The organism is Streptomyces sp. NPDC047971, assembly GCF_040653355.1.
Taxonomy (GTDB): Bacteria; Actinomycetota; Actinomycetes; order Streptomycetales; family Streptomycetaceae; genus Streptomyces.
This window is the reverse complement of record NZ_JBEZNW010000011.1, coordinates 1-24,647: the sequence shown is the minus strand read 5'-3', so window position 1 is coordinate 24,647 and position 24,647 is coordinate 1. Positions and strand designations below refer to the sequence as shown.

The 24,647-nt window shown below is 72.8% G+C and carries 20 protein-coding genes; 4 read left to right on the top strand and 16 right to left on the bottom strand.

Annotation, left to right across the window (positions count from 1 at the left end; translation table 11 throughout):
• Positions 1-52: 52 nt before the first annotated feature.
• The 3 genes from AB0D99_RS13330 to AB0D99_RS13320 all read right to left on the bottom strand — a co-directional run bounded on the left by AB0D99_RS13330 (position 53) and on the right by AB0D99_RS13320 (position 4,279).
• Positions 53-781: a GNAT family N-acetyltransferase gene (locus tag AB0D99_RS13330; RefSeq protein ID WP_362359842.1), complete on the bottom strand. Its 729-nt coding sequence runs from the start codon at positions 779-781 to the stop codon at positions 53-55.
• Positions 782-879: 98 nt separating this feature from the next.
• Positions 880-2,775, bottom strand: a complete 1,896-nt coding sequence (locus AB0D99_RS13325) for an IucA/IucC family protein (protein WP_362359840.1) — start codon at positions 2,773-2,775, stop codon at positions 880-882.
• Between the two features lie 40 nt (positions 2,776-2,815).
• On the bottom strand, positions 2,816-4,279 hold the full coding sequence (locus AB0D99_RS13320; protein ID WP_362359838.1) for a diaminobutyrate--2-oxoglutarate transaminase family protein: 1,464 nt from the start codon (positions 4,277-4,279) through the stop codon (positions 2,816-2,818).
• A 320-nt stretch (positions 4,280-4,599) separates the two neighbouring features.
• On the opposite strand from AB0D99_RS13320, the gene AB0D99_RS13315 reads away from it, so the two are divergent.
• Together AB0D99_RS13315 and AB0D99_RS13310 are read left to right on the top strand one after the other, a co-directional pair.
• Positions 4,600-5,775, top strand: coding sequence for a hypothetical protein (locus AB0D99_RS13315; RefSeq protein ID WP_362359836.1), 1,176 nt, complete (start codon positions 4,600-4,602; stop codon positions 5,773-5,775).
• 152 nt (positions 5,776-5,927) lie between these two features.
• Positions 5,928-7,088 carry a hypothetical protein gene (locus tag AB0D99_RS13310; protein WP_362359834.1) on the top strand — a complete coding sequence of 387 codons (1,161 nt, stop codon included), beginning with the start codon at positions 5,928-5,930 and terminating at the stop codon, positions 7,086-7,088.
• Between the two features lie 102 nt (positions 7,089-7,190).
• Here the strand turns inward: AB0D99_RS13310 and hflX are convergent, their stop codons facing one another.
• From hflX to miaA, 6 genes are all read right to left on the bottom strand, one after another.
• Positions 7,191-8,684 (bottom strand): GTPase HflX, encoded by a 1,494-nt coding sequence (hflX, locus tag AB0D99_RS13305; RefSeq protein ID WP_362359832.1) that lies wholly within the window; start codon positions 8,682-8,684, stop codon positions 7,191-7,193.
• 118 nt (positions 8,685-8,802) lie between these two features.
• Positions 8,803-10,296, bottom strand: coding sequence for a M1 family metallopeptidase (locus AB0D99_RS13300; RefSeq protein WP_362359829.1), 1,494 nt, complete (start codon positions 10,294-10,296; stop codon positions 8,803-8,805).
• 112 nt (positions 10,297-10,408) lie between these two features.
• Positions 10,409-12,553, bottom strand: coding sequence for an HD domain-containing protein (locus AB0D99_RS13295; protein WP_362359827.1), 2,145 nt, complete (start codon positions 12,551-12,553; stop codon positions 10,409-10,411).
• 140 nt (positions 12,554-12,693) lie between these two features.
• Positions 12,694-13,590, bottom strand: a complete 897-nt coding sequence (gene dapF, locus AB0D99_RS13290) for a diaminopimelate epimerase (protein ID WP_362359825.1) — start codon at positions 13,588-13,590, stop codon at positions 12,694-12,696.
• A 154-nt stretch (positions 13,591-13,744) separates the two neighbouring features.
• Positions 13,745-14,209 carry a hypothetical protein gene (locus AB0D99_RS13285; protein ID WP_362360149.1) on the bottom strand — a complete coding sequence of 155 codons (465 nt, stop codon included), beginning with the start codon at positions 14,207-14,209 and terminating at the stop codon, positions 13,745-13,747.
• A gap of 107 nt (positions 14,210-14,316) precedes the next feature.
• Positions 14,317-15,255: a tRNA (adenosine(37)-N6)-dimethylallyltransferase MiaA gene (miaA, locus tag AB0D99_RS13280; RefSeq protein WP_362359823.1), complete on the bottom strand. Its 939-nt coding sequence runs from the start codon at positions 15,253-15,255 to the stop codon at positions 14,317-14,319.
• 197 nt (positions 15,256-15,452) lie between these two features.
• Between miaA and AB0D99_RS13275 the strand changes: the two genes are divergently transcribed.
• Together AB0D99_RS13275 and AB0D99_RS13270 are read left to right on the top strand one after the other, a co-directional pair.
• Positions 15,453-15,719, top strand: a complete 267-nt coding sequence (locus tag AB0D99_RS13275) for a hypothetical protein (protein WP_362359821.1) — start codon at positions 15,453-15,455, stop codon at positions 15,717-15,719.
• Between the two features lie 50 nt (positions 15,720-15,769).
• Complete coding sequence (locus AB0D99_RS13270; protein WP_362359819.1) at positions 15,770-16,024, top strand: antitoxin; 255 nt, start codon at positions 15,770-15,772, stop codon at positions 16,022-16,024.
• A gap of 94 nt (positions 16,025-16,118) precedes the next feature.
• On the opposite strand, the gene AB0D99_RS13265 is transcribed toward AB0D99_RS13270, so the two are convergent.
• From AB0D99_RS13265 to AB0D99_RS13235, 7 genes are all read right to left on the bottom strand, one after another.
• Positions 16,119-16,826: a class III extradiol dioxygenase subunit B-like domain-containing protein gene (locus AB0D99_RS13265; protein WP_362359817.1), complete on the bottom strand. Its 708-nt coding sequence runs from the start codon at positions 16,824-16,826 to the stop codon at positions 16,119-16,121.
• A 28-nt stretch (positions 16,827-16,854) separates the two neighbouring features.
• Entirely contained in the window at positions 16,855-17,181 is a 327-nt protein-coding gene (locus tag AB0D99_RS13260) for a hypothetical protein (RefSeq protein ID WP_362359815.1), read from the bottom strand.
• A gap of 37 nt (positions 17,182-17,218) precedes the next feature.
• A complete protein-coding gene (gene miaB / locus AB0D99_RS13255; RefSeq protein WP_362359813.1) occupies positions 17,219-18,748 on the bottom strand; it encodes a tRNA (N6-isopentenyl adenosine(37)-C2)-methylthiotransferase MiaB in 1,530 nt (509 codons plus the stop codon).
• Positions 18,749-18,925: 177 nt separating this feature from the next.
• A complete protein-coding gene (locus AB0D99_RS13250) occupies positions 18,926-20,191 on the bottom strand; it encodes an FAD-dependent oxidoreductase (RefSeq protein ID WP_362359811.1) in 1,266 nt (421 codons plus the stop codon).
• Positions 20,170-21,594, bottom strand: coding sequence for an FAD-dependent oxidoreductase (locus tag AB0D99_RS13245; RefSeq protein WP_362359809.1), 1,425 nt, complete (start codon positions 21,592-21,594; stop codon positions 20,170-20,172). The genes AB0D99_RS13250 and AB0D99_RS13245 overlap by 22 nt, the downstream gene beginning before the upstream one ends.
• Positions 21,591-23,699 carry a molybdopterin oxidoreductase family protein gene (locus AB0D99_RS13240; protein WP_362359806.1) on the bottom strand — a complete coding sequence of 703 codons (2,109 nt, stop codon included), beginning with the start codon at positions 23,697-23,699 and terminating at the stop codon, positions 21,591-21,593. The genes AB0D99_RS13245 and AB0D99_RS13240 overlap by 4 nt, the downstream gene beginning before the upstream one ends.
• Positions 23,692-24,647, bottom strand: a 956-nt coding sequence (locus tag AB0D99_RS13235; protein ID WP_362359804.1) for an MFS transporter, incomplete at its 5' end; no start/stop codon positions are given. The genes AB0D99_RS13240 and AB0D99_RS13235, both read right to left, overlap by 8 nt.

The window sequence follows — 24,647 nt, the reverse complement described above, 5'->3', positions numbered from 1 at the left end:
TCTGGGTGGGAACCGCTGTGGGTCGAGCGGTGTATGTAAGGCAGGGAGGCGTTCACAGGACGTGACGATGGGCGCGGTCACGGACCATGAGCGCGGCTCGTTTGTCGGGGAGGTCGACTTCTGCCGAGAGGCGGAAGCCGGCGCTCAGGAAGGCCGAGACGGAAGGGGTGTTGCGAAGGTCGGGTTCCGCGATGACGCGGGTGCAGCGGGGCCGGTGGTCGAGTACGAGATCGGCGACTGCTCGCAGCAGCGTGGTGCCGATTCCGCGGCCGCGGTCGGTGACGCTGCCGAGGAGAAGGTGGATGCCGGTGTCGTGGGGCCGGGCGGGATAGTGCCGGGCGAGCGGGTCGAGGTCGGCGCGGTAGATCTCGAAGTAGCTCATCGGGGTCTCGTCGAGGACGCCGAGACAGGGCACGCTGCGGCCGTCGCCGTCGAGTTGGGCGCGGATGTGGGACGCGGTCACCTCTTCCGGACCGGCGAGCTCCCAGAAGGCGGCCACGGCGGGGTCGTTCATCCATCGGGCGATGAGCGCCAGGTCCCGTTCGATCCGCACGGGCACGAGGTGGAAGGGGCCGGCCGGGGTGGCGGCCGGGCCCCAGGTGGCGACGTCGTCCAGGAGGTCGCCGAAGGTGCTCGCCGTGCCGTCGGCGGTGGCGAGCAGGGCGACGAGTTCGTCCGTGAGGTGCAGGTCCAACGTGTCCTCACCGCCCGTGTCGGTCAGCGGTCGGGATCCGGCTCCGGAGTCGGTGCCCGAATCGGTGCCGGCATCGGTGGGGGTCATGGCGGGTGCTCCTCTCGGCTGTTCGGTCGGTTCGTGGGCTGTCGGCTGGGAGGTGTGTGTGGGGGGTCGGGATGTCGGGATGAGGGCGGGGTGCGCCCTCAGGAACGGAGGGGGTTGGTGATGGCGACGTAGACGGACTGGGTGTCGACGGGTCCGACGAGTTCGTCGAGTCCGTGCAGGCGGGTGAGGAGGTTGGCCTTGCAGCGCAGGGTCGCCGCCTCCAGCAGCCGGTGCGGGAGCGGTGATCCGAGCCCGGTGGCCGAGGCGAGGAACTGGCGGAAGCCGGCGAGCAGGACGCGTTCGTCGGCGAGGCGCTGGGAGCCGAAGGCTCCGATCAGGCCGAGGACGTTGTTGATGCCGAGGTAGTAGGCGAAGCGCTCGTCGGTGACCTGGTCGGAGACGAAGGTGTCGCTCGCGGCGCCGATGCCGGGGAGTCGGTTCTCCAGCTCGTCGCGGTGGGACTCGCGGAAGTAGTAGCCCTGGTTGTCGCGGTAGCGGCCGCCGATGGGCCAGCCGTCGGGGTCGAGGAGCACCAGGGTGTTCTGCTGGTGGGCTTCGAGGGCGACGCCCGCGTGCCCGTCGAGCCAGAGCACCGGGCGGACGACCTGGTCGAGGTAGCGCAAGAACCACTCCGCGGCGACCGCGGTGGTGGGGCGGCCCGTACGGGCGGCGAGTCGGCCGACGATGTCGGAGAGGCGGGAGCGCATCCGCGTGGTGCCCGGCCAGGGGCGCGGCGCGGTCAGGGCGGCGATGCAGACGGCGTCGTCCCCGGCGGTGAAGGGGTTGTGGCGGACCATGACGTCGAGTCCGGGGACCGGCTCCCCGGCCAGTGAGTCGACCGCGAGCCAGGCGGGGTCTCGGACGATGTCGAAGCCGGGGTGGGATGCCTGCCACTGGTCGACGAGCCCGGTGCGCAGCAGCCGGTGGACCTCCACTCCGCGGTGGAGTTCTTTGCGGAGGTTCTCACGACGGGAGTTGGTGATGCGTACGCCGAGGGAGAGCTTGAGCATCGTCCGGGCGCCGGGCCTGTGCACGGTGCGGACGGAGGAGGTGGGGTGCCAGACGGGCCCGTGGGAGCCGAGGTCGTGGAGGAGGCCGGCGTCGAGGAGGGCGGCGACTGCGGGGCGGTGCGGAAGCTCGCGCGCCTGCCAGGGGTGCAGGGGCAACGGCACTGTCCCGCTGGGCAGTTCGAGACCGTCGGCGAGTCCGGCGGCGAGCTGAGGGGCGGTGACCGGGCGGCCCTGTTCGGTCCAGGCGGAGTCGGCGGCGAGGACCTTGGGGTCGACAGCCATCCAGTGCAGCGGGAAGGAGCCGTGGAGTTCGGGTGAGTAGGCCCGGGCCTCGGCCTCGGAGAGCCCTTCGCGGCTCTTGGGGGTGGGGTGGAGCGGGTGGCCGAGCAGCAGGGACTGTTCGGCGGTGAGGAAGAGGTCGGCTTCGGGGCCGGGCTCCGGGTGGCGGCGTCGCTCGGCGATGAACTCGGCGGTGCGGCGGGTCGAGTCGGCGACACGGCCGACGAGTTCGGTTCCCTCGGGGCGGCCCGTCTCCCTGCTGATGAGGGCGGCGACGGTGACAGCGTCGGCGGGGGGTGCGGTGGGGTGCAGCCCTTCGAGGGCGGGTGGTCCGAAGCGGTGCCATCCCGTCGGCGACCAGTAGAGGACGGGGACGAGGAGGGCGGTGCCGCTGGCGTCGAGGGGAATGCGGAGGGTCGTGGACTCGGGGGCCGGGAGGTTCTTCTCGCGTACCCAGCAGCGCAGCAGGTTCTCGATGGTCGCGGCGTCGGCGGCGCGCTGGGCGTCCGGGTCGTCGAGGTGGTCCTCCCGGGTCGCCGTACCGTCCTCAGTCGGGCCGGTCGTGACGGACGCCTGCGGGGCGGGGGTGGGCAGGGGGTCGAACGGGCCGGTGTGCTGCCGGGGGACGGTGGCCTGTTCGACGGCGAGAGCGCCGCGTGCGGCGCTGCCGGTGTCGGAGGCTTCGGATGCGGGGCTGGCGTTCACGGGAGGCTTCCTTGTGAGGGGGTCCGGGTTCGGTCCGGGATCAGTGGGACGGTCCGGTCGGTCCGGGGTCGGTGAGGAGACGCGTGCCGTGGGCGGGGGACCCTGGGCGGTGGGTGCGTTCGGCGGCGGCGAGGGCGTCCGCGAAGCGGTCGAGGACGGCCTCGGCCTGTTCGTCGGTGAGGGTGAGTGGGGGGAGGAGCCGTACGACGCCCGAGTGCCGGCCGCCGAGTTCGACGATGAGACCGCGGTCGAGGCAGGCGCGCTGGACGGCGGTGGCGAGGGCGGGATCGGCGGGTGGGACGGGGGCACCGGTGTCGCCCGGGTCGGTGGCCTCCGGGTCCACCAGCTCGACGCCGATCATCAGCCCCCGACCGCGTACGTCGCCGATGCTGGGGTGGGCGGCGGCCAGCCCTTGGAGCCGTCCGAGCATCCGGGCGCCGAGGGTGGCCGCGCGGTCGGCGAGCCGGTTCTCGCGTACGTAGGCGAGGGTGGCGGCGCCGGCCGCCATGGCGAGCTGGTTGCCTCGGAACGTGCCCGCGTGGGCGCCGGGTTCCCAGGCGTCGAGCTCCGACCTGTAGACGATGACCGCGAGCGGGAGGGAGCCGCCGATGGCTTTGGAGAGGACCATGACGTCGGGCACGATGCCGCTGTGCTCCACGGCCCAGAAGGCGCCGGTGCGTCCGACGCCCGTCTGGACCTCGTCGGCGATGAGCGGGATGGAGCGGACCGCGGTGATCTCCCGCATCCGGCGCAGCCAGGCGTCGGGGGCGGGGATGACACCGCCCTCGCCCTGGACCGGTTCGAGGATCATGGCGGCGGGTGCGGGGACCCCGCTCTTGGGGTCGTCGAGGATGTTCTCCGTCCAGCGCGCGGCGAGTTCGGCCCCGCGTTCGCCGCCGACCCCGAAGGGACAGCGGTAGTTCTGCGGGTAGGGCAGCCGGGTGACCCGTACGTCCGTGGCTCCCCCGGAGGCGTCGAGCGCACCGGCGGTCATGCCGTGGTACGCGCCGGTGAAGCTGAGCAGTCCGCGGCGGCCGGTGGCCGTGCGGACGAGCTTGAGGGCCGCCTCGACCGCGTCCGTGCCCGCGGGTCCGCAGAACTGGATGCGCGCGTCGCGGGCGAGTCCGGCCGGCAGCGTGGCGAACAGCTCGGTGGTGAAGGCGTCCTTGACCGGAGTCGCGAGGTCGAGGACGTGGAGGGGGGCGCCGGAGTCGAGGACCTTCTTGATCGCTTCGAGCACCACCGGGTGGTTGTGTCCGAGGGCCAGGGTCCCCGCGCCGGAGAGGCAGTCCAGATAGCGTCGGCCGTCCGCACCCTCGATGGTCAGGCCCCGGGCCCGCACGGGAACGATCGGCAGTGAGCGCGCGTAGGTGCGCGCCGCCGATTCGCGCAGCGACTGGCGGCGGAGGATGCCCTCGATCGCGCCCCCTTCACCCGCTCTCCGCTCCCGCTGGTGTGCCTGCGCGGCGGCCGGTACGGCCGGAGCTGGTTCGGTCACGGCCACGGCTCGGTGTCCTCCCGCTGTAACAGTTGCGTTGCACATCGGTACGTTGCTCCGCCGCGCGAACGGCGGCTTCGAACGCGTCGCATGTGTCCCCCGTACGTACCAACGACGAGGACTGCCAAGGATCACGGGGAAATCGCAAGATCCTTGGAGCGGTGCGGATCACGACCCGGCAACGGCCGTACGGATGCCGGAACCACGGACCTGCCGCGCGCCGTCCCACCGGGCACCGGCATAGTGGGGGCGCACATCGGCGCCGGTCATGGCGCCACCACAGTTCACTCATGCACAAGTTGACGTAGTCCCAGGGGGATCACGAGATGCGATCGATTCGTCCGCTGCTGGCCGCGGCGGCCGCCGTCGCGGCACTGACGCTGACGGCGACGGCCTGCGGCCCGACCGAGGAGAACGCGGGAGACAAGCCCAGCGCTTCGGCGACCCCGTCCACCGGCGACAAGATCACGATTCCGGACGACCTCAAGGACCGGCTCAAGGAGCACGGGATCGATCTGGACAAGTGGAGGAACGGCGAGTGGAAGAACTGGGACCGCGACAAGTGGCTGCGTGAGGCGAAGGACTACGTCAACCCGATCATCGAGGACCTCTGGGACCCGGACCGGATGCGGGACGCCCAGCGGCCCGACAAGCCGGTCGAGGAGGAGGACATCTCGGGTGACAAGGGTGTGACGGACCCGACCCCGGCGCCGGTCAGGGCGAAGGGCGTGCAAGCGCCGTACCACTCCAACGCCCCTGAGGCGGGCAAGGTGTTCTTCGACGGGCCTCAGGGTTCGATGGTCTGCTCGGCCACGGTCGTGAAGGACCCGGCCAACCCCGGCAAGTCCAACATGGTCTGGACGGCGGGTCACTGTGTGCACGCGGGCAAGAAGGGCGGCTGGTACCGCAACATCGCCTTCGTGCCGTCGTACAACGACAAGGCCCTGGCGACCTCGAAGCTGGAGAACGCCACGCGTGAGCAGGTCGCGCCGTACGGCGTGTGGTGGGGCGACTGGGCGCAGACGTCCGAGCAGTGGATCTCCCAGGGTGCCGCGACGGGCGGTCAGGGTGCTCCGTACGACTTCGCGGTGATCCACGTGACGCCGGAGAAGGGCAGCACGGGCAAGTCGCTGGAGGAGACGGTCGGTTCGGCGCTGCCGGTGGAGTTCAACGCTCCCGCGGTGTCGAAGATCGCGGGTATGACGGCGACCGGTTACCCGGCGGGCCCGCCGTACGACGGCCAGAAGATGTTCCAGTGCCAGGACAAGCCGGGCCGTCTGTCGGTGAAGGCCGAGCAGCCGACGATGTACCGCATCGGCTGCACGATGACCGGCGGTTCGTCGGGCGGCGGCTGGGTCGCCGCGGGGCAGGACGGCAAGCCGGCGCTGGTGTCCAACACCTCGATCGGCCCGGTGACGGCGGGCTGGCTGGCCGGGCCGCGCCTGGGCGCCGAGGCCAAGGGCATCTACGACGAGGTCAGCAAGAAGTACGCCGGCCGCTAGACGGTGAGAGGGGCGGGGCCCAGCGAGGTCCCGCCCCTTTCCTGCGGGCATACTGTGCACCTGCAAGTGACGCGTTCATGGCAACCGGACCGTGGTCTTCGGTCCGTCGCGGCGCCAGGACGCGGGAAACATCAACTGGGGGATCTCCATACATGCGTTCCACACGACTCATACCGGCCTTCGCCGCGCTGGCCTCGGCGCTCGCGCTGACCGCCACCGCCTGCGGCCCGACCGAGACACCGGCGGCCGACAAGCCCTCGGCGCAGACGAGCGCTCCTGACACCGGAGGCGGCGACGTCGCTCTTCCCCAGGATCTCGCCGACAAGCTGAAGAAGCACGGCGTCGACCCGGACAAGTGGAAGAACGGCGAGTGGAAGAACTGGAACAAGGACACCTGGCTCCGTGAGGCCGAGGACTTCGTCAACCCGGTGATCGAGGGGCTCTGGGACTCCCAGCGGATGCAGTCCGCGAAGAGCCCGGACCAGACGCTGGCCACGACCGCGGGCTCCGGGGGCAGCGACCCCACGCCGCGCCCCGTCCAGGCCCAGCGGGAGAAGACGCCGTACCACCGCAACGCGGCGCCCGTCGGCAAGATCTTCTTCGACTCGCCCCAGGGCCACATGGTCTGCTCCGGCACGATCGTGAAGGACCCGCGCCGGCCCGGGAAGTCCAACATGGTGTGGACCGCCGGCCACTGCGTCCACGCCGGGCAGCGAGGCGGCTGGTACCGCAACATCACCTTCGTCCCCGCCTACAACGACCTCGGCAAGTCCCCGGCGGCGCTGCGCAACGCCCAGCCGCACGAGGAGGCGCCGTACGGCCAGTACTGGGCCGACTGGGCCGTGACCTCGGGCGAGTGGATCCAGCGCGGCGGGTCGCAGGCCGCGTGGCCGTACGACTACGCCGTTCTGCACGTGCAGCCGGCCCGTGGGAAGAAGTCCCTGGAGGAGACCGTCGGCGCCGCGCTGCCGATCGACTTCTCGGCGCCCACGCCCGCGCAGGCCGGGACGGTCGGGGCCTGGGGCTACCCGGCGGCGCCGCCGTACAACGGTCTGATCATGCACAAGTGCCTGGACCGGGCCACCCGGGTCACCACGGCCCCCGCCACTCCGACGATGTACCGCATCGGCTGCACGATGACCGGCGGCTCGTCCGGCGGCGGCTGGTTCCGCGCGCTGCCCAACGGGACGACCGCGCTGGTGTCGAACACCTCCATCGGCCCGGCCGGCGGCAACGGCTGGCTGGCCGGACCGCTGCTCGGCCGCGGTGCGAAGGACGCGCACGAGATGGTGAGCAAGAAGTTCGCCCGCTGACCCGACGGCGCCGACACCCACGTCGGCGCACGACGGCGTACGCATCAGGAAGGCCCCGCCCCCTCATCGGGGGCGGGGCCTTCCGCGATACGAGCGGACCGGTCAGTGGGCGGCCGGTACGTACGGCGTCAGGAACGCCGCCAGCTCCTCGTGCACACGCGCCTTGAGCAGCGTGCCCTCCGCGGTGTGCTCCTCGGAGAGCAGCTCACCCTCGGCGTGCACCCGGGAGACGAGACCGCCTTCCGTGTACGGCACGAGTGCCTCGATCTCGACCTGCGGCCGCGGCAGTTCGGCGTCGATGAGCGCGAGCAGCTCCTCGATGCCCTCGCCCGTACGGGCGGAGACCGCGATCGCGTGGCGCTCGGCCCGCATCAGCCGCTGCAGCACGAGCGGGTCGGCCGCGTCCGCCTTGTTGACGACCACGACCTCCGGCACGTTCACCGCGCCGACGTCGCGGAACACCTCGCGTACCGCCGCGAGCTGCTCCTCCGGAGCCGGGTGCGAGCCGTCGACCACGTGCAGGATCAGGTCGGAGTCGCCGACCTCCTCCATCGTGGAGCGGAACGCCTCGACCAGGTGGTGCGGCAGATGCCGGACGAAGCCGACGGTGTCGGCCAGGGTGTAGACACGGCCGCTGGGCGTCTCGGCCCGGCGCACGGTCGGGTCGAGGGTGGCGAACAGCGCGTTCTCCACCAGCACGCCCGCACCCGTCAGCCGGTTGAGCAGCGAGGACTTGCCCGCGTTGGTGTATCCGGCGATGGCGACCGACGGGATCTTGTGACGGCGGCGCTCCTGCCGCTTGATGTCACGGCCGGTCTTCATCTCCGCGATCTCCCGGCGCATCTTCGCCATCTTCTCGCGGATCCGACGCCGGTCGGTCTCGATCTTGGTCTCACCGGGACCACGGGTGGCCATGCCGCCACCGCCGCCGCCACCCATCTGACGGGAGAGCGACTGACCCCAGCCTCGCAGTCGCGGCAGCATGTACTGCATCTGCGCGAGCGCGACCTGCGCCTTGCCCTCTCGGGACTTGGCGTGCTGGGCGAAGATGTCGAGGATGAGGGCGGTCCGGTCGACCACCTTCACCTTGACGACGTCTTCGAGGGCGATGAGCTGGCCGGGGCTGAGCTCGCCGTCGCAGACGACGGTGTCGGCACCGGACTCGAGCACGATGTCCCGCAGCTCACGGGCCTTGCCGGAACCGATGAAGGTGGCCGGGTCCGGCTTGTCACGGCGCTGGATCACGCCGTCGAGCACGAGGGCGCCCGCCGTCTCGGCGAGGGCCGCGAGCTCGGCCAGGGAGTTCTCCGCGTCCTGGACGGTCCCCGAGGTCCATACGCCGACCAGCACGACGCGCTCCAGGCGCAGCTGCCGGTACTCGACCTCGGTGACGTCCTCGAGTTCGGTGGAGAGGCCCGCCACGCGCCGCAGGGCCGCGCGCTCGGAGCGGTCGAACTGATCGCCGTCCCGCTCTCCGTCGATCTCGTGGCTCCAGGCGACGTCCTCTTCCATCAGGGCATCGGCCCGAAGGCTCTCGGTGCGGCTGGTCTCCGCGAAGCTCTGCTCGTCCTGGGAAGGGGATGAAGAGGAGGTCATTGGATCCTTACGTCGATGGAAAGTGGTTGCGTCGATCACAACGTGTGACGGCGCCGAAGAATTCCCGGGCCGGCCGCGTCGTCGACCTGACGATGGTGTCACGGTCGGCGGTGGCCCGTCACCCGGGTTTCACCGAGCCGCGGGCGCCTCCGGCCGGGCCCGAGCGCCAGTCCGGGTGCCCGGGCATCGGCGGGGTCTTCTCCGCGTACAGCCAGCCGGCGAAGAAGGACGTGAGGTCACGCCCCGCGACCTCGGAGGCGAGCGCCGTGAAGTCGGCGGTGGTGGCGGTGGAGTCCGCGTGCTCGCTCACCCAGCGTCGCTCCAGGCTCTGGAAGGCGTCCTTGCCGATCTCCTGGCGCAGGGCGTAGAGGACCAGGGCGCTGCCGTCGTAGACGACGGGCCGGAAGAGGCTGATCTTCTGTCCGGGCGTGGGCGGCTCGGGGGCGGCGGGCGGTCCGCCGTCGGCGCGCCAGGCGTCGGAGGCCCCGTAGGCGGCCTTCATGCGCCGCTCCAGGGACTGCTTGGCGGTCTCCTCGGCGTACAGCGCCTCGTACCAGCTCGCGTGCCCTTCGTTGAGCCACAGGTCGGACCAGGTGCGGGGAGAGACGCTGTTGCCGAACCAGTGGTGGGCCAGCTCGTGGACCATGATCGAGTCGACGTACCACTCCGGGTACGCGGGCTCGGTGAAGAGCCTTCTCTCGAAGAGGGACAGGGTCTGGGTCTCCAGCTCGAACCCGGTCTCGGCGTCGGCCACCAGGAGTCCGTACGTCTCGAACGGATACGGCCCGACCTGCCGCTCCATCCACTCGATGTGCCCCGGGGTGCGCTTCAGCCAGGGCTCCATGAGCTCGCGGTCGACGGTGCGCACCACGTCGCGCAGGGGGATTCCGTGCGGCCCGGTCCGTTCGACGACGGTGGTGCGGCCGATGGAGACCTGCGCGAGCTCCGTGGCCATGGGGTGCGTGGTGCGGTAGGTCCAGGTGGTGGTGGAGCCGTCGGTGGTCCTGTCGGCGGCGAGGCCGTTGGCGACGGCTGTCAGGGTGCTGGGGGTGGTGATCCGGAAGGTGAAGTACGCCTTGTCGGCGGGGTGGTCGTTGGACGGGAAGACCCGGTGGGCGGCGTCGGCCTGGTTGGCCATGGCGAGACCGTCGCCGGTACGCACCCAGCCGCCGGTGTCGGCGGGGCCGCTGGGATCGCTGGTGTGGGTGACGGCGATGGTCAGCGGGTCGCCCTCCCGCGCCGGCCGGGCGGGGGTGATCACCAGGTCCTCGCCGCTCGTCACGAAGTCGGCCGCCGCGCCGTCGACCGTGACCGAGGCGACCTTGCCGTGCGTGAAGTCGAGGTTGATCCGCTCCATGTCGGCGGTGGCGACGGCGTCGATCCGGGTCACCGCCGCGAGAGGCTCGGTGTTGGTGCCCCGGTAGGTGAGGCCGATGTCGTACGCGAGGACGTCGTAGCCCGGGTTGCCGAGGTGGGGGAAGAGCGGGTCTCCGATCCCGAGCGGCGTGGGTGCCGGGAGGGCGGCGGCGACGAGCCCGGCCGAGGCGGCGACCAGGACGGCGGAACGCAGCCAACGCGCGCGTGGGGAGCGGTTTCGGGGTGTGAGCGGCATGGGCTACGGCTACCAGGGCCCGCGCCGCTCCCCCGTGCGGCGCGCTCGCCCGCCACCCGAAGGGGTCACCGCTGTGCTGACATCACCCGTGGGACGCCGGCGCGGGGACGGGTCACTCTCCGTGCGAGGCGTGGTGCCGGGCGCGGCTGACGTCGTACACGCCGGGCACGTCCCGCATCGCGCGCATCAGCGCGGGGAGCCCGGCCGCGTCGGGGAGTTGCAGGGTGTACGTGTGCCGGACCCGCTGCTCGCTGGGGGGCTCGATCGTCGCGGCGACGACGGCGACTCCCGCGGAGGCGATGGCTTCGGTGAGGTCGGCGAGGAGGCGGGGGCGGCCGAAGGACTCGGCGACGAGCGTCACGCGGCACTCGGCGGTGTCGCCCCAGTGGACGGTGATCGGGGCCCGCCCGAGCCGTTTCATGGTGTCGACGGAGGCGCAGCCGGTGCGGTGGACGGTGACGGAACCGCCGCGGACCTGGAAGCCGGTGATCTCGTCGGGCGGTACGGGGGTGCAGCAGCCGGCCGGCCGTACGACGGCGTCGGTGACGGCTGTCTCCGGCAGGTCGGCCTGGAGTCTGGATCCGGAGCGCCGGTCGGCGGTGAAGGAGACCGGTGGCCGAGGGTCGGCCTCGGGTGCTCCGACGGCCTCGGGGTGTGCCTGGAGCCAGGCGGTGATCGCGATGCGCGCGGCAGGGGTACGGGCGTGCTCCAGCCACTCGGGGGACGGTCCCGAGGTGGTGTCCTGGGCGAGCAGCAGCTGCACGGTGTCGCCGTCGTTCAGGACCGTGCTGAGTGTCGCCAGGCGCCCGTTGACGCGGGCGCCGAGGCAGCCGTGGGCGGCGTCGCCGTGCTGGGCGTAGGCGGCGTCGACGCAGCTCGCCCCGGCGGGCAGGCTGATCTTGCCGGGGCCGCCGCCGTCGGCGCGGAAGACGGTGATCTCCTGGTCCTCCGCGAGGTCCGCGCGCAGCGAGGTCCAGAAGGTGTCGGGGTCGGGGGTGGCCTGCTGCCAGTCGAGGAGACGGGAGAGCCAGCCGGGGCGGGTGGGGTCGACGCGCTCCCCGTCCTCGGCGGGCTCGGGGCCCTCGGCGCCGGTCGCGGGGGTGTACGGGTTCCCCAGGGCGACGACTCCGGCCTCGGCGACCTGGTGCATCTGGTGCGTGCGGATGAGGACCTCGGCGACGGACCCGTCGGGGGCGGCGACGGCGGTGTGCAGCGACTGGTACAGGTTGAACTTGGGGGCGGCGATGAAGTCCTTGAACTCGGAGATCACCGGGGTGAAACACGTGTGGAGTTCACCGAGGACGGCGTAGCAGTCGGCGTCCTCGGCCACGAGGACGAGGAGCCGCCCGAAGTCGCTGCCCCGCAGGTCGCCGCGCTTGAGGCGGACCCGGTGCACGGAGACGAAGTGCCGTGGCCGGACGAGGACCTCGGCGGCGATGTCCGCGTCGCGCAGGGCGGCGGAGACGCTGTCGGCGATGGCGGCGAGCGCGTCGCCCGCGCCGGCGTTCTCGGCGATGAGCGCGCGGGTCGCCTCGTACTCCTCGGGGTGGAGGATCGCGAAGACGAGGTCCTCCAGCTCGGTCTTGAGCGCCTGGACGCCGAGCCGTTCGGCGAGCGGGATGAGGACGTCGCGGGTGACCTTGGCGATCCGCACCTGTTTCTCGGGGCGCATCACGCCGAGGGTGCGCATGTTGTGGAGCCGGTCGGCGAGCTTGATCGACATGACCCGGACGTCGTTGCCGGTGGCGACGAGCATCTTGCGGAAGGTCTCGGGCTCGGCCGCGGCGCCGTAGTCGACCTTCTCCAACTTGGTGACGCCGTCGACGAGATAGGCGACCTCGTCGCCGAACTGCGCCCGCACCTGATCCAGTGTCACATCCGTGTCCTCGACGGTGTCGTGGAGGAGGGCGGCGGTCAAGGTCGTGGTCTCGGCGCCGAGTTCGGCGAGGATCAGGGTGACGGCGAGCGGATGGGTGATGTAGGGCTCGCCGCTCTTGCGGAACTGTCCGCGGTGCGAGTGTTCCGCGAGGACGTACGCCCGGCGCAGCACGGCGAGGTCGGCGTCGTGGTGGTGGGCGCGGTGCGCCTCGGCGACGTGCCCGATGGCGTCGGGCAGCCGGTCCCTGGTGGCGGGACCGAGGAGTGCTGCGCGGCCCAGCCGGCGGAGGTCGATCCTCGGACGGGCGCGCCTGCGGCTGGGAGCGTCGGGGCCGGTGGCCTCCGCTGCGCTCACGGGATTGGTGGCCTCTGCGCTCATGGGGCACCTCCGGCGGCGTCGACCGGCGGTGGGCGGGCAAGGCGTGCCCGCGGGGCCGGTGCTTGATGCTACCGACCCCACCACGCTGCGCAGTCCCGCTCTCGCCCAGCGTGAAGCGGATCACCCATTCGAGCGACGGATCAGTCGTTGACCGATTCGAATTCTCCGGCGCCGAGCCAGGACGGGTCGATCGTGCCCTCGGCGACGATGACGGCCGGGCCGGTCATCTCGATCTCGCCGTCGGGGTGCTCGGTGATGATCAGCGTGCCGCCGAGGACGTCGACGGTGTACGTGACGGGCGTGCCGATCGCGGCGGGGTCGGCGCCGTCGCGGCGGGCGGCGGCCACGGCGACGGCGCACGCGCCGGTGCCGCAGGAACGGGTCTCGGCGGCACCGCGCTCGTGCACCCGCATGGCGACGTGGCGGGGGCCGCGATCGACGACGAACTCGATGTTCACGCCGTCCGGGTAGACCTCGGCGGGGGCGTACGGCGGCTCGGTCGAGAGGTCGCCCGCGTGGTCGAGGCTTTCGACGAAGGCGACGGCGTGGGGGTTGCCCATGTTCACGTTGCGGGCGGGCCAGCTGCGGCCGTCGACGGTGATGGTCACGCCGTCCTCGGGGAGGCGGGCGCGCCCCATGGAGGCGGTGACGGAGCCGTCCTTGTCGAGGTGGACCCGCTTGATCCCGCCTCGGGTGGCGACGGCGACCTCGCCGGCCGTGACGTGTCCGGCGTGCTGGAGATAGCGGGCGAAGACGCGGACGCCGTTGCCGCACATCTCGGCGACCGAGCCGTCCGCGTTCCGGTAGTCCATGAACCACTCGGCCTCGTCGGCCATGGCGCGGGCCTCGGGGTGGGTCGCGCTGCGGACCACGTGCAGCAGCCCGTCTCCGCCGATGCCGGCCCGTCGGTCGCACAGCCGCGCGACGGCCGCGGCGGGCAGCTCGACGGCGTTGTCGGCGTCGGGGACGATCACGAAGTCGTTCTCGGTCCCGTGGCCCTTGAGGAATGCGAGTGGCGAGGTCTGCGTGGTGGTCACGGGATCAACTGTACGGGTCGGGTCGGACAAGGCCGCCGTCGGTCCGCGGAGCGGGCGCCGGCGTGCCGGGCCGCCCACGCGGCGGGCTGGCCGGGTCCGCGCCGGGGTCAGCGGAGGCGGACCACGCGGCGGGCGGCCGGGGCAGGGCGCCGGCTCAGCGGAGGCGGGCCACGCGCCAGACGGCCAGGGCGACGAGGAGGGTGCTGAAGAACACGTACAGGGCGATGACCCGCCAGTTCGGGCGCTCGCCGGAGCCCCGGGCCGGCAGGCCCGGCCAGGTGTGGCCCACCTTGCGGGCGGCCATCATGCCCCAGCCGGCCGCGCAGGAGCTGATCAGCAGTCCGAGCATGGCGACGACGGCGCCGCCCTCGCCCGAACCGAAGGCGAGGGGAAAGGCGAACATCAGCGAGCCGACGGCGGCGAGGCCCACGATGGGTGCGAGCTGCCAGATCCGCAGCCGGGGCTGGGGCCGCAGTTCGACCTCGACCTCGTCGGCGTCGACCTCGACGGCCGAGCCCTCGGCGTCGTCGGGACCGTCCGGGCTCAAACCGGGCGCGTCACCCGGGGCTTCGCCCCGGATCGCGTCGTGCTGTTCTCTGTCGCGAGGGCCGGCCTCCATCGCCACGCGCCCTCCCACTCGGACTCCACTTGGTCGATCGATGCTCGATGATGGCACGCCGAGGACCACGGAAATGACGGGCATGGCGTCCCGATGCCATCACGTGATCAGGCTGTAACCGCTCGTTCGACCAACGCCAGCGCCTCTCCGGGGAGTTCCCGCCGGTGTTCCGCAGCGCCGCTCAGCCAGTGGACCCGCGGGTCGCGCCGGAACCACGAATCCTGACGGCGCGCGAAGCGCTTGGTGGCGCGCACGGTCTCCGCGCGCGCCTCTTCCTCGGTGCACTCCCCCGCGAGCGCCGCGAGCACCTGCTGGTAGCCGAGCGCGCGTGCGGCCGTGCGCCCCTCCCGCAAGCCCTGCGCCTCCAGGGTGCGCACCTCCGCCACGAGCCCCGCCTCCCACATCCGGTCCACGCGCGTGGTGATCCGCTCGTCGAGCTCGGGGCGCTCCACGTCGACGCCGATCTGGACGGTGTCGTAGACCGAGTCGTGGCCGGGCAGGTTGGCCGTGAAGGGCTTGCCCGTGATCTCGATGACCTCCAGGGCCCGGACGATGCGTCGGCCGTTGCTGGGCAGGATCGCCCGACCGGCCTCGGGGTCGGCCGCGGCGAGGCGCACGTGCAGGGCGCCGGAGCCCCGCTCCTCCAGTTCCGCTTCCAGGCGGGCCCGTACGGCCGGATCGGTGCCGGGGAACTCCAGGGCGTCGATGGCGCCGCGCACGTACAGGCCGGAGCCGCCCACCAGGACAGGGGTGCGGCCCTCGGCGAGCAGCCGGTCGATCTCCGCGCGCGCGAGGCGCTGGTACTCGGCGACGCTGGCGGCCTCCGTCACGTCCCAGATGTCCAGGAGGTGGTGCGGGATGCCCCCGCGCTCGTCGAGCGTCAGCTTGGCGGTACCGATGTCCATCCCTCGGTAGAGCTGCATGGAGTCGGCGTTGACGACCTCGCCGCCGAGCTGCTGGGCCAGAAATACACCCAGATCGGACTTTCCGGCCGCTGTGGGACCGACGACGGCGATGACCCGCGGGGCGGGAGCTGCACTTCTCACCGCCCCAGTCTCGCAAACCTCTCGGCGAGTCCCCGAACGAGCGACGTGACGGCCCGCATCCGGGTTCGTTGCCAGTTGCGAGGTTCCGACCGCCGGTTTCCGTACCGGGTGCGCCGGGTGGCGCAATGGGGCGCCTCGGGCGCCGCGGGGCCTCTCCCACACGAGTACGCTTTGGAGTGGTAATGGGCGTTTTTGCAATGTTTCGCCGTAAGGGCAAGGGAGCTGCCGAGGCGTCAACGGAGGAGGCCGAGGCCGTCGCTCTGACGGAGACGCCGGAGGCGGCGGAGAAGACCGAGGCGGCCACGCCCGGTGCCGGGGAGTCCGGGTCGGAGGCCGCGGAGGGCGCCGAGGCCGCGGAGACCCCCGCCGTCGTCGCGGACGCGGTCGAGTCGGTGGAGATCCCGAAGCAGCAGTCGGCCGAGGCCGCCGCGGACAACGAGGCCGGCGAAGGCGCCCGGAAGTAGCTCCTGGAGACAGGGCACGGCAGACGGACTCACCGGAGGGAAGGTGACCCATGGGTCTCCTGGATGCACTGAAGGCCAAGCTCGCCCCGGCCAAGGACAAGGTCTCCGACCTCGCGCAGCAGCACGGGGAAAAGATCGAGCACGGCGTCGACAAGGCCGCGAAGCTGGTCGACGAGAAGACCAAGGGCAAGTACAGCGCCACGATCGAATCGGGCACCGGCAAGGCCAAGCACGCCCTGGACCGGATCGCCCACAAGGACGGCGGCACGCAGGGCGAGGGCCCGACCCGGCCGCCGGCCGCCTGACGCCCGGCGTCACCTGACGGTCCCTCCGCACGGCGGACGGCCGCGGAGCACCCGCTCCGCGGCCGTCCGCCGTTTCCCGTCGCCCGGAGGCGGTCTACGACCAGGCCGCCACGAAGTAGCCGACGCCGTACGGCGCGTCCTCGTACAGCAGTCTGCCGTCGAGGCCCGCCCCCGCCGCGGCGCCCGCGAGGATCTGCCAGGGGGCCCGGCCGGCCGCCTTCAGCTCGTACGCGAGGCTCTCGTCCATCCCGAGGAGGGCGTCCACGTCCGCCGAGCCCAGGGCCCGGGCCGCGTCGGCGTCGAACGCGGCGGCGCGCTCGTCCAGATAGCCGGGGGCCTTCAGGGTCCGGCAGGCGCTGCCGTCACCCATCACGAGCAGCGCGACGCGGTCGGCGGCCGCGGCCAGCTCACGGCCGGTGGAGACGCACCTGCCGGTCTCCAGTCGTTCGCCGACGCCGAGCCCCTCGACCGGGGCGTCGGCCCAGTCGGTGCGGTCGAGCAGCCAGGCGGCGACGGCGAGGGAGGCGGGCAGCGGCCGCTCTCGGGCCGGGCCGTCGCCGAGCCGTACGGAGAGGTCGACGCCGAAGCCGGCGAAGCCGCCGGCCGAACCGGCGGGGAACGGTCCGTGTCCGCTCTCGTCGGCGGGACCGACGACGTAGAGCCGGTCGGGCCGGGAGGCGGCGAGCAGCCCGACGGCGTCGGAACAGGCCGTACGGGCCGCGTCGAGTTCACCGGCGGCCCCGGCCGCCACCTCGGGCACGAGCAGGGGAGGACAGGGGCAGACAGCTGCGGCGACAAGCATGATCCGCAGCCTACTGCGACCGCCGCCGTCACATCGGCGGGACGCTGTCCTGCGGTTCCGGGGTCGGCGGTTCGGGTGCCATGCCGGGGTCGGCCGAATCGTGGACGAGCTCGGCGATCGTCAGCGTGATCAGCGTCTCCGTCATCATCCCCCTGACGATCAGCAGACAGGCGTCGCCGCTCGGGTACCGGTACACCTCACGCGACTTCTCGCGCCACGGCTCGTGGAAGGTGAGCGAGGCGGCACGCATCGCCTCCCTCGCGTCCTCCTTCGACCCGGTGACTCTGCGCACCACCTCACTGCGGTACGTGTCCCCGTTGCTGCCGCGCTGTGCGACAACGACCCACTTGCCCATCTCTGCCCCCCGGTCGTGGATGTGTCGGATCTCGATGTCAGTGGCTGCCGCAGGCCGGGGCGGAGGCCGCGGGCAGCGGCTCCGGCACGCCGATCTTCGGCAGGCCGAGGAGGACGCCCGCCGGCTTGGCCGCGTCCGCCGCGTTGCGCTTCTCCCAGGCGTCGCCGGCGCGGGTGCGGCGCACGGACGTCGTCGGGCCCTCGGCGAGCAGGTGGTGGGGGGCGGCGTAGGTGATCTCGACGGTCACCACGTCGCCGGGGCGCACCTCCGCCTCCGGTTTGGTGAAGTGGACCAGCCGGTTGTCGGGGGCGCGGCCGGAGAGGCGGTGCGTGGAGCCGTCCTTGCGGCCCTCGCCCTCGGCGACCATGACCTCCAGGGTCCGCCCGACCTGCTTCTTGTTCTCCTCCCAGGAGATCTCCTCCTGGAGGGCGACGAGACGCTCGTAGCGCGCCTGCACGACCTCCTTGGGGATCTGCCCGTCCATCTCGGCCGCGGGGGTCCCGGGGCGCTTGGAGTACTGGAAGGTGAAGGCGTTGGCGAAGCGCGCCTCGCGGACCGTGTGCATCGTCTGCTCGAAGTCCTCCTCGGTCTCGCCGGGGAAGCCCACGATGATGTCGGTGGAGATGGCGGCGTGCGGGATCGAGGCGCGGACCTTCTCGATGATGCCGAGGAAACGCTCCTGCCGGTACGAGCGGCGCATCGCCCTCAGGACGGTGTCCGAGCCGGACTGCAGCGGCATGTGGAGCTGCGGCATCACGTTCGGGGTCTCGGCCATGGCGGCGATGACGTCGTCGGTGAAGTCGCGGGGGTGCGGCGAGGTGAAGCGGACCCGCTCCAGGCCCTCGATCTCGCCGCAGGCGCGGAGCAGCTTGGAGAAGGCCTCGCGGTCGCCCAGGTCGGAGCCGTACGCGTTGACGTTCTGGCCGAGCAGGGTGATCTCCGAGACGCCCTCGGCGACCAGCGCCTCGATCTCGGCGAGGATGTCGCCGGGGCGGCGGTCCTCCTCCTTGCCGCGCAGCGCCGGGACGATGCAGAACGTACAGGTGTTGTTGCAGCCCACGGAGATCGAGACCCAGGCGGCGTACGCGGACTCGCGTCGGGTCGGCAGCGTGGAGGGGAAGGCCTCCAGCGACTCGGCGATCTCGATCTGGGCCTCTTCCTGGACGCGGGCGCGCTCCAGGAGGACCGGCAGCTTGCCGATGTTGTGCGTGCCGAAGACGACGTCGACCCAGGGGGCCTTCTTGACGATGGTGTCGCGGTCCTTCTGCGCGAGGCAGCCGCCGACGGCGATCTGCATCCCGGGGCGCGTGGCCTTCCTCGGGGCGAGGCGGCCGAGGTTGCCGTACAGCTTGTTGTCGGCGTTCTCACGGACGGCGCAGGTGTTGAAGACGACGACGTCGGCGTCGCCGTCGGAGCCCTCGGGGGCGCGGACGTAGCCGGCGTCCTCCAGCAGACCGGAGAGCCGCTCGGAATCGTGGACGTTCATCTGGCACCCGTAGGTGCGGACCTCGTACGTCTTGGTGTTCTGCGCGTCCACTGCCGGGCTCCGGTCACTGCTGCTGGTCATGGGTCAAGGGTAGGTGGTCCCGGAGGGGCCGGAGACAGATCCACCGCCCTGCCCGTCACGGGAGCCGCCCGGACCGGCGGACGCGGCTCGGGCGGACGGCCCGCGCCGACCGGTTCGGCGCGGCCACCGGGGTCTGCGGGGATGACGAAAGTGCAGGTCGGAGCCTTGTGGACGTGATCAAGAGGGCTTGTCGGGGTGACGGCGGGGAGCGATCGGCCGTGACGCGGCTCCGGCCGGGCGGCCGGGGAGCAGGAGCTGTTCCAGGTCGGCGGGCGGCTGGGCGCCGACGAACGGGGCCAGCGCCATCGGCGAGCCGGTGTACCCCGCGAGGACGCCGCCCAGGAGCTCACCGGTGTCACGGCCGAGGAGGACCTTCGCGTAGCGGGCGTTGCCCTCGGCGAACACGGCTTCGACGGCACGGTCGTCTCCGGGCCGGGTCGCGCCGAAGGTGGCGACGTTCACGCCCATGAGCTTGAGCGTGGTGGTGGGATCGGCGCCGTCGAAGGGCGGGGCGTCCAGGCCCAGCAGGCGACGTGCCACGCTCTCCGCCATGCGGTACCCGGGTGCGACCAGGCCGTGGCAGCGGCCTCGCACGGAGGCGCACTCGCCGACGGCCCACACGTGCGGGTCCTCGGTGCGGCAGTGGTCGTCCACCGCGAAGCCGCCGCGCTCGCCCCGTGCGAGGCCGAGCGCGGTGGCCAGTTCGTCCCTCGGCCTGATGCCGGCGGCGAACACCACCAGGTCGGCCTCCACGACGGTGCCGTCCGAGAGGGTGACCGCGCGCACGGTGCCGTCGGGGTGGCCGTCGACCGAGGTGGTGGCCGTGCCGAGGTGCAGCCGCAGGCCGAGGCCGGTGACGTGGTCGTGGAGCACCTCGGCGGCGCCCGGGTCGAGTTGTGCCGGCATCAGGTGGTGCGCGGTCTCGACGACGTGGGCGCGCATGCCGAGGAGCCGCAGGGCGTTGGCGGCCTCCAGACCGAGGAGGCCGCCTCCGATCACCACGCCCGGCCTGCCGGGACGCGCGGCGGTCCGGATGGCGTCGAGGTCGTCGAACGTCCGGTAGACGAAGCATCCGGCTCGGTCGTGGCCGGGAACGGGAGGGACGAAGGGCCGGGATCCGGTGGCGAGGACGAGGGCGTCGTAGGCGACCCGGCCGCCGTCCCCGGTGGAGACGGTCCGGGCCGTCCGGTCGGCCGTGACGGCCGGGCAGGACAGCCGGAGGTCCACGCGCGGGTCGTCGAGGAAGTCCCGGCCGGCCAGGGTGAGGTCGGACCTGGTCTTGCCCTCCAGGTACGAGGAGAGGCCCACGCGGTCGTAGGCGGGGTCGGGCTCCTCGGCCAGGACGACGACGCGCCAGACGCCCTCGGTGTCCAGGTCCAGGAGCCGTTCGGTGAGGCGGTGGCCGACCATTCCGTGGCCGATCACGACGAGTGTGCGGGACATGTCTCCTCCACGCGGTCTCGGCTCTCGTGCGACCACTGGCCGCACAGCTCCTCCACGGTGCGGCCGCAGCCGCCGCAGCCGGTGGTCGCCCGTGTTTCCTCGGCGAGGGCCGGCAGCGTGCGCGCGCCGTCCCGCCAGGCCCGGTGCAGGCGCTGCCGTGTGACGCCGTTGCACAGGCAGACCATGGGGTCCGGGTCGGCCCCGGCGCTGTCCGAGGCCGCCCGCGGCGGCAGGTCGAGCAGCAGTCCGAGCAGGTCGCCGGGGACGGGCCGGCCGCGCCGGTGCATCAGCCCCAGCGTGGCGATGGCCTGAGGGACGCCGAACAGGACGGCCGCGGTGACGCGTTCGTCGCGCAGCGCGACACCGGCGTAACGGTGGCCCGCGTGGTCGGTGAGGGTGAGCTGCCGGGTGCCGGGCCGGTCGAAGTCGGCGGGCGAGCCGAGACACGACAGATCGGCGGACCGGGTGCGGACCCGCAGGACCTCGGGGGCGCGCCGGTGGCTCGCGGGCCGCCCGGTGAGGACCCGGGCGAGGGTGTCGGCCTGGTCGTGGGCCCCGCCGACCCCGGTGAGGGTCTGTCCGTCGAACTCGGCGCAGTCCCCCAGGGCGTGGACGTGAGGGTCGCTCGTCCGCAGCCGGTCGTCCACGACGATCCCGTGCCGGACGTCGAGTCCTGCCGCCCGGGCGAGCCGGGTGTCGGGCGTCACCCCCGTGCACAGCACGAGCGTGTCCGCGCGCAGCACGGTCCCGTCGGCGAGTTCCAGTCGGTCCGGGGTGCGGCGTACGGCGACGGCGCCGCCGACCACGGTGACGCCGGCGGACTCCAGCCGGGCGGCGAGCATGGCTCCGCAGACGTCCCCGACGCGGTCGTGCAGGGGGTGGGGGCCGGGGCAGACCAGGGTGACGCCGGTGCCGCGGGCGGCGAGGGCGTCGGCGGCCTCCACGGCGAGGGGCCCGCCGCCGAGCACCGCGACGGACCCTCCGGCGATCCGGTCGCAGTCGGCCGTCGTGCGCAGCGTGGTCACGCCCGGCGCCGGACTCCCGCCGGGTCCGCGCAGGCCCGGGATGTCCGGGATGCGGGGCCGGGCGCCGGTGGCGAGGACCAGCGTGTCGTACCGATGGACGGTCGCGGAGCCGTTGCGGTACGCGTGGACCCGGCGCCGCCGCCGGTCGACGGCGGTGACCACGGTGTTCAGATGGACCCGGGCGCGGGGCAGGGGAGGAAGGCGCAGGGCATCACGCGGGAGCGAGGCCGCGGCGTAGGCGGGCAGCAGCGCGCGGTGGTAGGCGGGTTCCGGTTCCTCGCCGAGGAGCGTGAGCCGTGCGTCGTGGCCGTGCCGGATCAGGCGTTCCGCGAGCCGGTGGGCGGCCGGCCCGTTGCCGACGATCAGGACGTCGTTCACGGTGTCGCTCCGGGGAGGGGGTCGAGCCTCACCGCGCACACCTTGAACTCGGGCATGCCGCTGCGGGGGTCGAGGGCCGCGTGGGTGAACAGGTTGGCGCGTCCGTCCGCCGGGAAGTGGAACGGCGTGAAGACGGTGTCCAGGCGCATCGTGGGCTCCAGCCTGACCCGGGCGGTCATGCTGCCGCGGACGGAGCTGACCAGGGCCTGGCCGTCGGCGACCAGACCGGCCCGGGCGGCGGTGTCGGGGTGGACCTCGACGTAGGGCTCGGGGACGGCGTCGAGGAGGCCGGCGACGCGGCGGGTCTGCGCGCCGGACTGGTAGTGGGCCAGGACCCGTCCGGTCGTGGCGTAGAGGGGGTAGTCGGTGCCGGTCTCCTCGGCCGGTCCCCGGTGGTCCACGTCGGCGAAGCGTGCCCTGCCGTCGGGATGGGCGAAGCGGACCGCGAAGGGCCGGGGCGTCCCGGGGTGCGGTTCGGGCGCCTCGGGGCACGGCCAGTGCAGCGACTCCCCCGCGTCCAGCCGCTCGTACGAGATGCCGGAGTAGTCGGCGCGGCCGCCGCGGGACGCCGCGCGCAGCTCCTCGAAGACGTCGGACGGGGCCACGGGATAGCGGGCCGCGGGCTCGCCGAGCCGGACGGCGAGGTCGTGCAGCACCTGGAGGTCGCTGCGCACCTGGGCGGGTGGCGCCAGCAGTGCGCGGCGGCGCAGGATCCGGCCCTCCAGGTTGGTGAGGGTCCCCTCCTCCTCGGCCCACTGCGTGACGGGCAGCACCACGTCGGCGGTGCGGGCGGTCTCGGAGGGGACGAAGTCGGCGACCACGAGGAGGTCCAGGGAGGCCAGCCGTCGGGCCACCCGCGCGGCGTCCGGCGCGGAGACGGCCGGGTTGGAGCCGAAGACGAGGAGCCCGCGCGGGCCCTGGTCGCTGCCGAGCGCGTCGAGGAGTTCGTAGGCGCTGCGGCCGGGGCCCGGCAGGTCCTCCGGTGCCACGCCCCACACGCCCGCGACGTGGGCACGTGCCGCCGGGTCCGTCAGCGGCCGGTAGCCGGGCAACTGGTCCGCCTTCTGGCCGTGTTCCCGGCCGCCTTGGCCGTTGCCCTGCCCCGTCAGGCAGCCGTATCCGCCGCGGTCGGTGCCGGGCAGGCCGAGGGCGAGGGCGAGGTTGATGAACGCGGCGACGGTGTCGGTGCCGGTGCTGTGCTGTTCGACGCCGCGGCCGGTGAGGACGTACGCGCCGCGCCCCTCGGCGAGCATGTGGGCGGCGCGGCGCAGGGCGCTCGCCGGGACCCCGGTGGTCTCCTCGACCCGCTCGGGCCACCAGGCCATCGCCCGGCGGGCGGCCGGCTCGAAGTCCCGGGTGCGGGCCGCGATGTACGCCTGGTCGTGGAGGCCGTCCACGACGGCGACGTGGAGCAGTCCCAGGGCGAGGGCGAGGTCGGTGCCGGGCACCGGCTGGAGGTGCAGGGCGGCCCGCTGGGCGGTGGCGGTGCGGCGCGCGTCGACGACGACGAGTCGGGCACGGTCGAGGTGCTGCATCAGGGGCGGCATGGTCTCGGCCGGGTTCGCGCCGGCCAGCAGGACCGTGTCGGCGGTCCGGAGGTCGGTGACGGGGAACGGCAGCCCCCGGTCCATGCCGAAGGCGGCGTTGCCCGCGGTGGCGGCGGACGACATGCAGAAGCGGCCGTTGTAGTCGATCTGACTGGTGCGCAGCGCGAGGCGGGCGAACTTACCGAGCAGATACGCCTTCTCGTTGGTGAGTCCCCCGCCGCCGAAGACCGCCAGCGCGTCGGGTCCGTGCCGGTCGCGGATCGCGACGAGGCGCTCCGCCACCGTGTCCAGGGCGGTGTCCCAGGAGACGGGGGCGAGGTGCCCGTCGCGGGTGCGGACCAGGGGACGGGTCAGCCGGTCGGCGGCGGCCAGGACCTCGGGAGCCGTCCAGCCCTTCCGGCACAGCCGTCCGCGGTTGACGGGGAAGTCGGCCGGGCGCACGGTCACCCCGGTCTCCCCGGTGCCGCTGAGGATCGTGCCGCATTGCAGCGCGCAGTAGGGGCAGTGGGTACCGGCCTCGGGTACGGGGTCGGGTTCGAGATCGGGCGGTTCAGACACGGCTGATTTCCTTGGTGGTGTTCGGGGTGTGCCCGCTGGCCACCGTGTCGCGGTGCCGGTAGCGGACGCGGATCAGGACCAGGCACAGCACGTAGTAGGCGAGGAACGCGAGGAAGGCGGGGGTGCCGCTGCCGGAGCCGTCGGTGTAGGAGAGCTTGAACGCGAGGTTGATGGCGGCGCCGCCCAGCCCGCCCACGGCACCCGCGACGGCGATGACCGCGCCCGACAGACGGCGCGAGCGGACGAACGCGGCGCCCGCGTCGCTGCCGGAGACCACCTCGGCCTCGGCCTTCCGGCCGAAGACGGCCGGGATCATCTTGTACGCGGAGCCGTTGCCGAGGCCGCTGAGGACGAAGAGCCCGGTGAAGCCGGCGGCGAAGAGGCCGAAGGAGTGCAGCCCCGAGGCGACGAGGAGCAGGACCGTGCCGGCGCCCATGCCGAGGAAGGTCCAGGAGGTGACCCGTGCTCCGCCCGAGCGGTCGGCGAGCCGTCCGCCGTACGGCCGGGCGAGCGATCCCAGGAGCGGGCCGAGGAAGGTGAAGCCGACGGCTTCCTGCGGCGAGACGCCGAACTCGTTCTGGAGCACCAGGCCGAAGGCGACGCCGTAGCCGATGAACGAGCCGAACGTTCCGACGTACAGGGCGGATATGAGCCAGGTGTCCGGGTCCCGGACCGCCTCGCGCTGGGCACCTGGCGTGGTGCGCACGGCGTCGAGGTTGTCCATCCTCCAGGCCGCGAGGAGGGCGACGAGCACGATCAGGGGCAGGTAGACGGCCGCGACGTACGAGGGGTGTGTGGGCCCGGCGAGGGAGATGACGGCGAGGCCGACGAGTTGGACGACGGCCACCCCGACGTTGCCGCCGCCCGCGTTGAGTCCGAGGGCCCAGCCCTGGTGGCGCTGGGGGAAGAAGGCGGTGATGTTCGTCATCGAGGAGGCGAAGTTGCCGC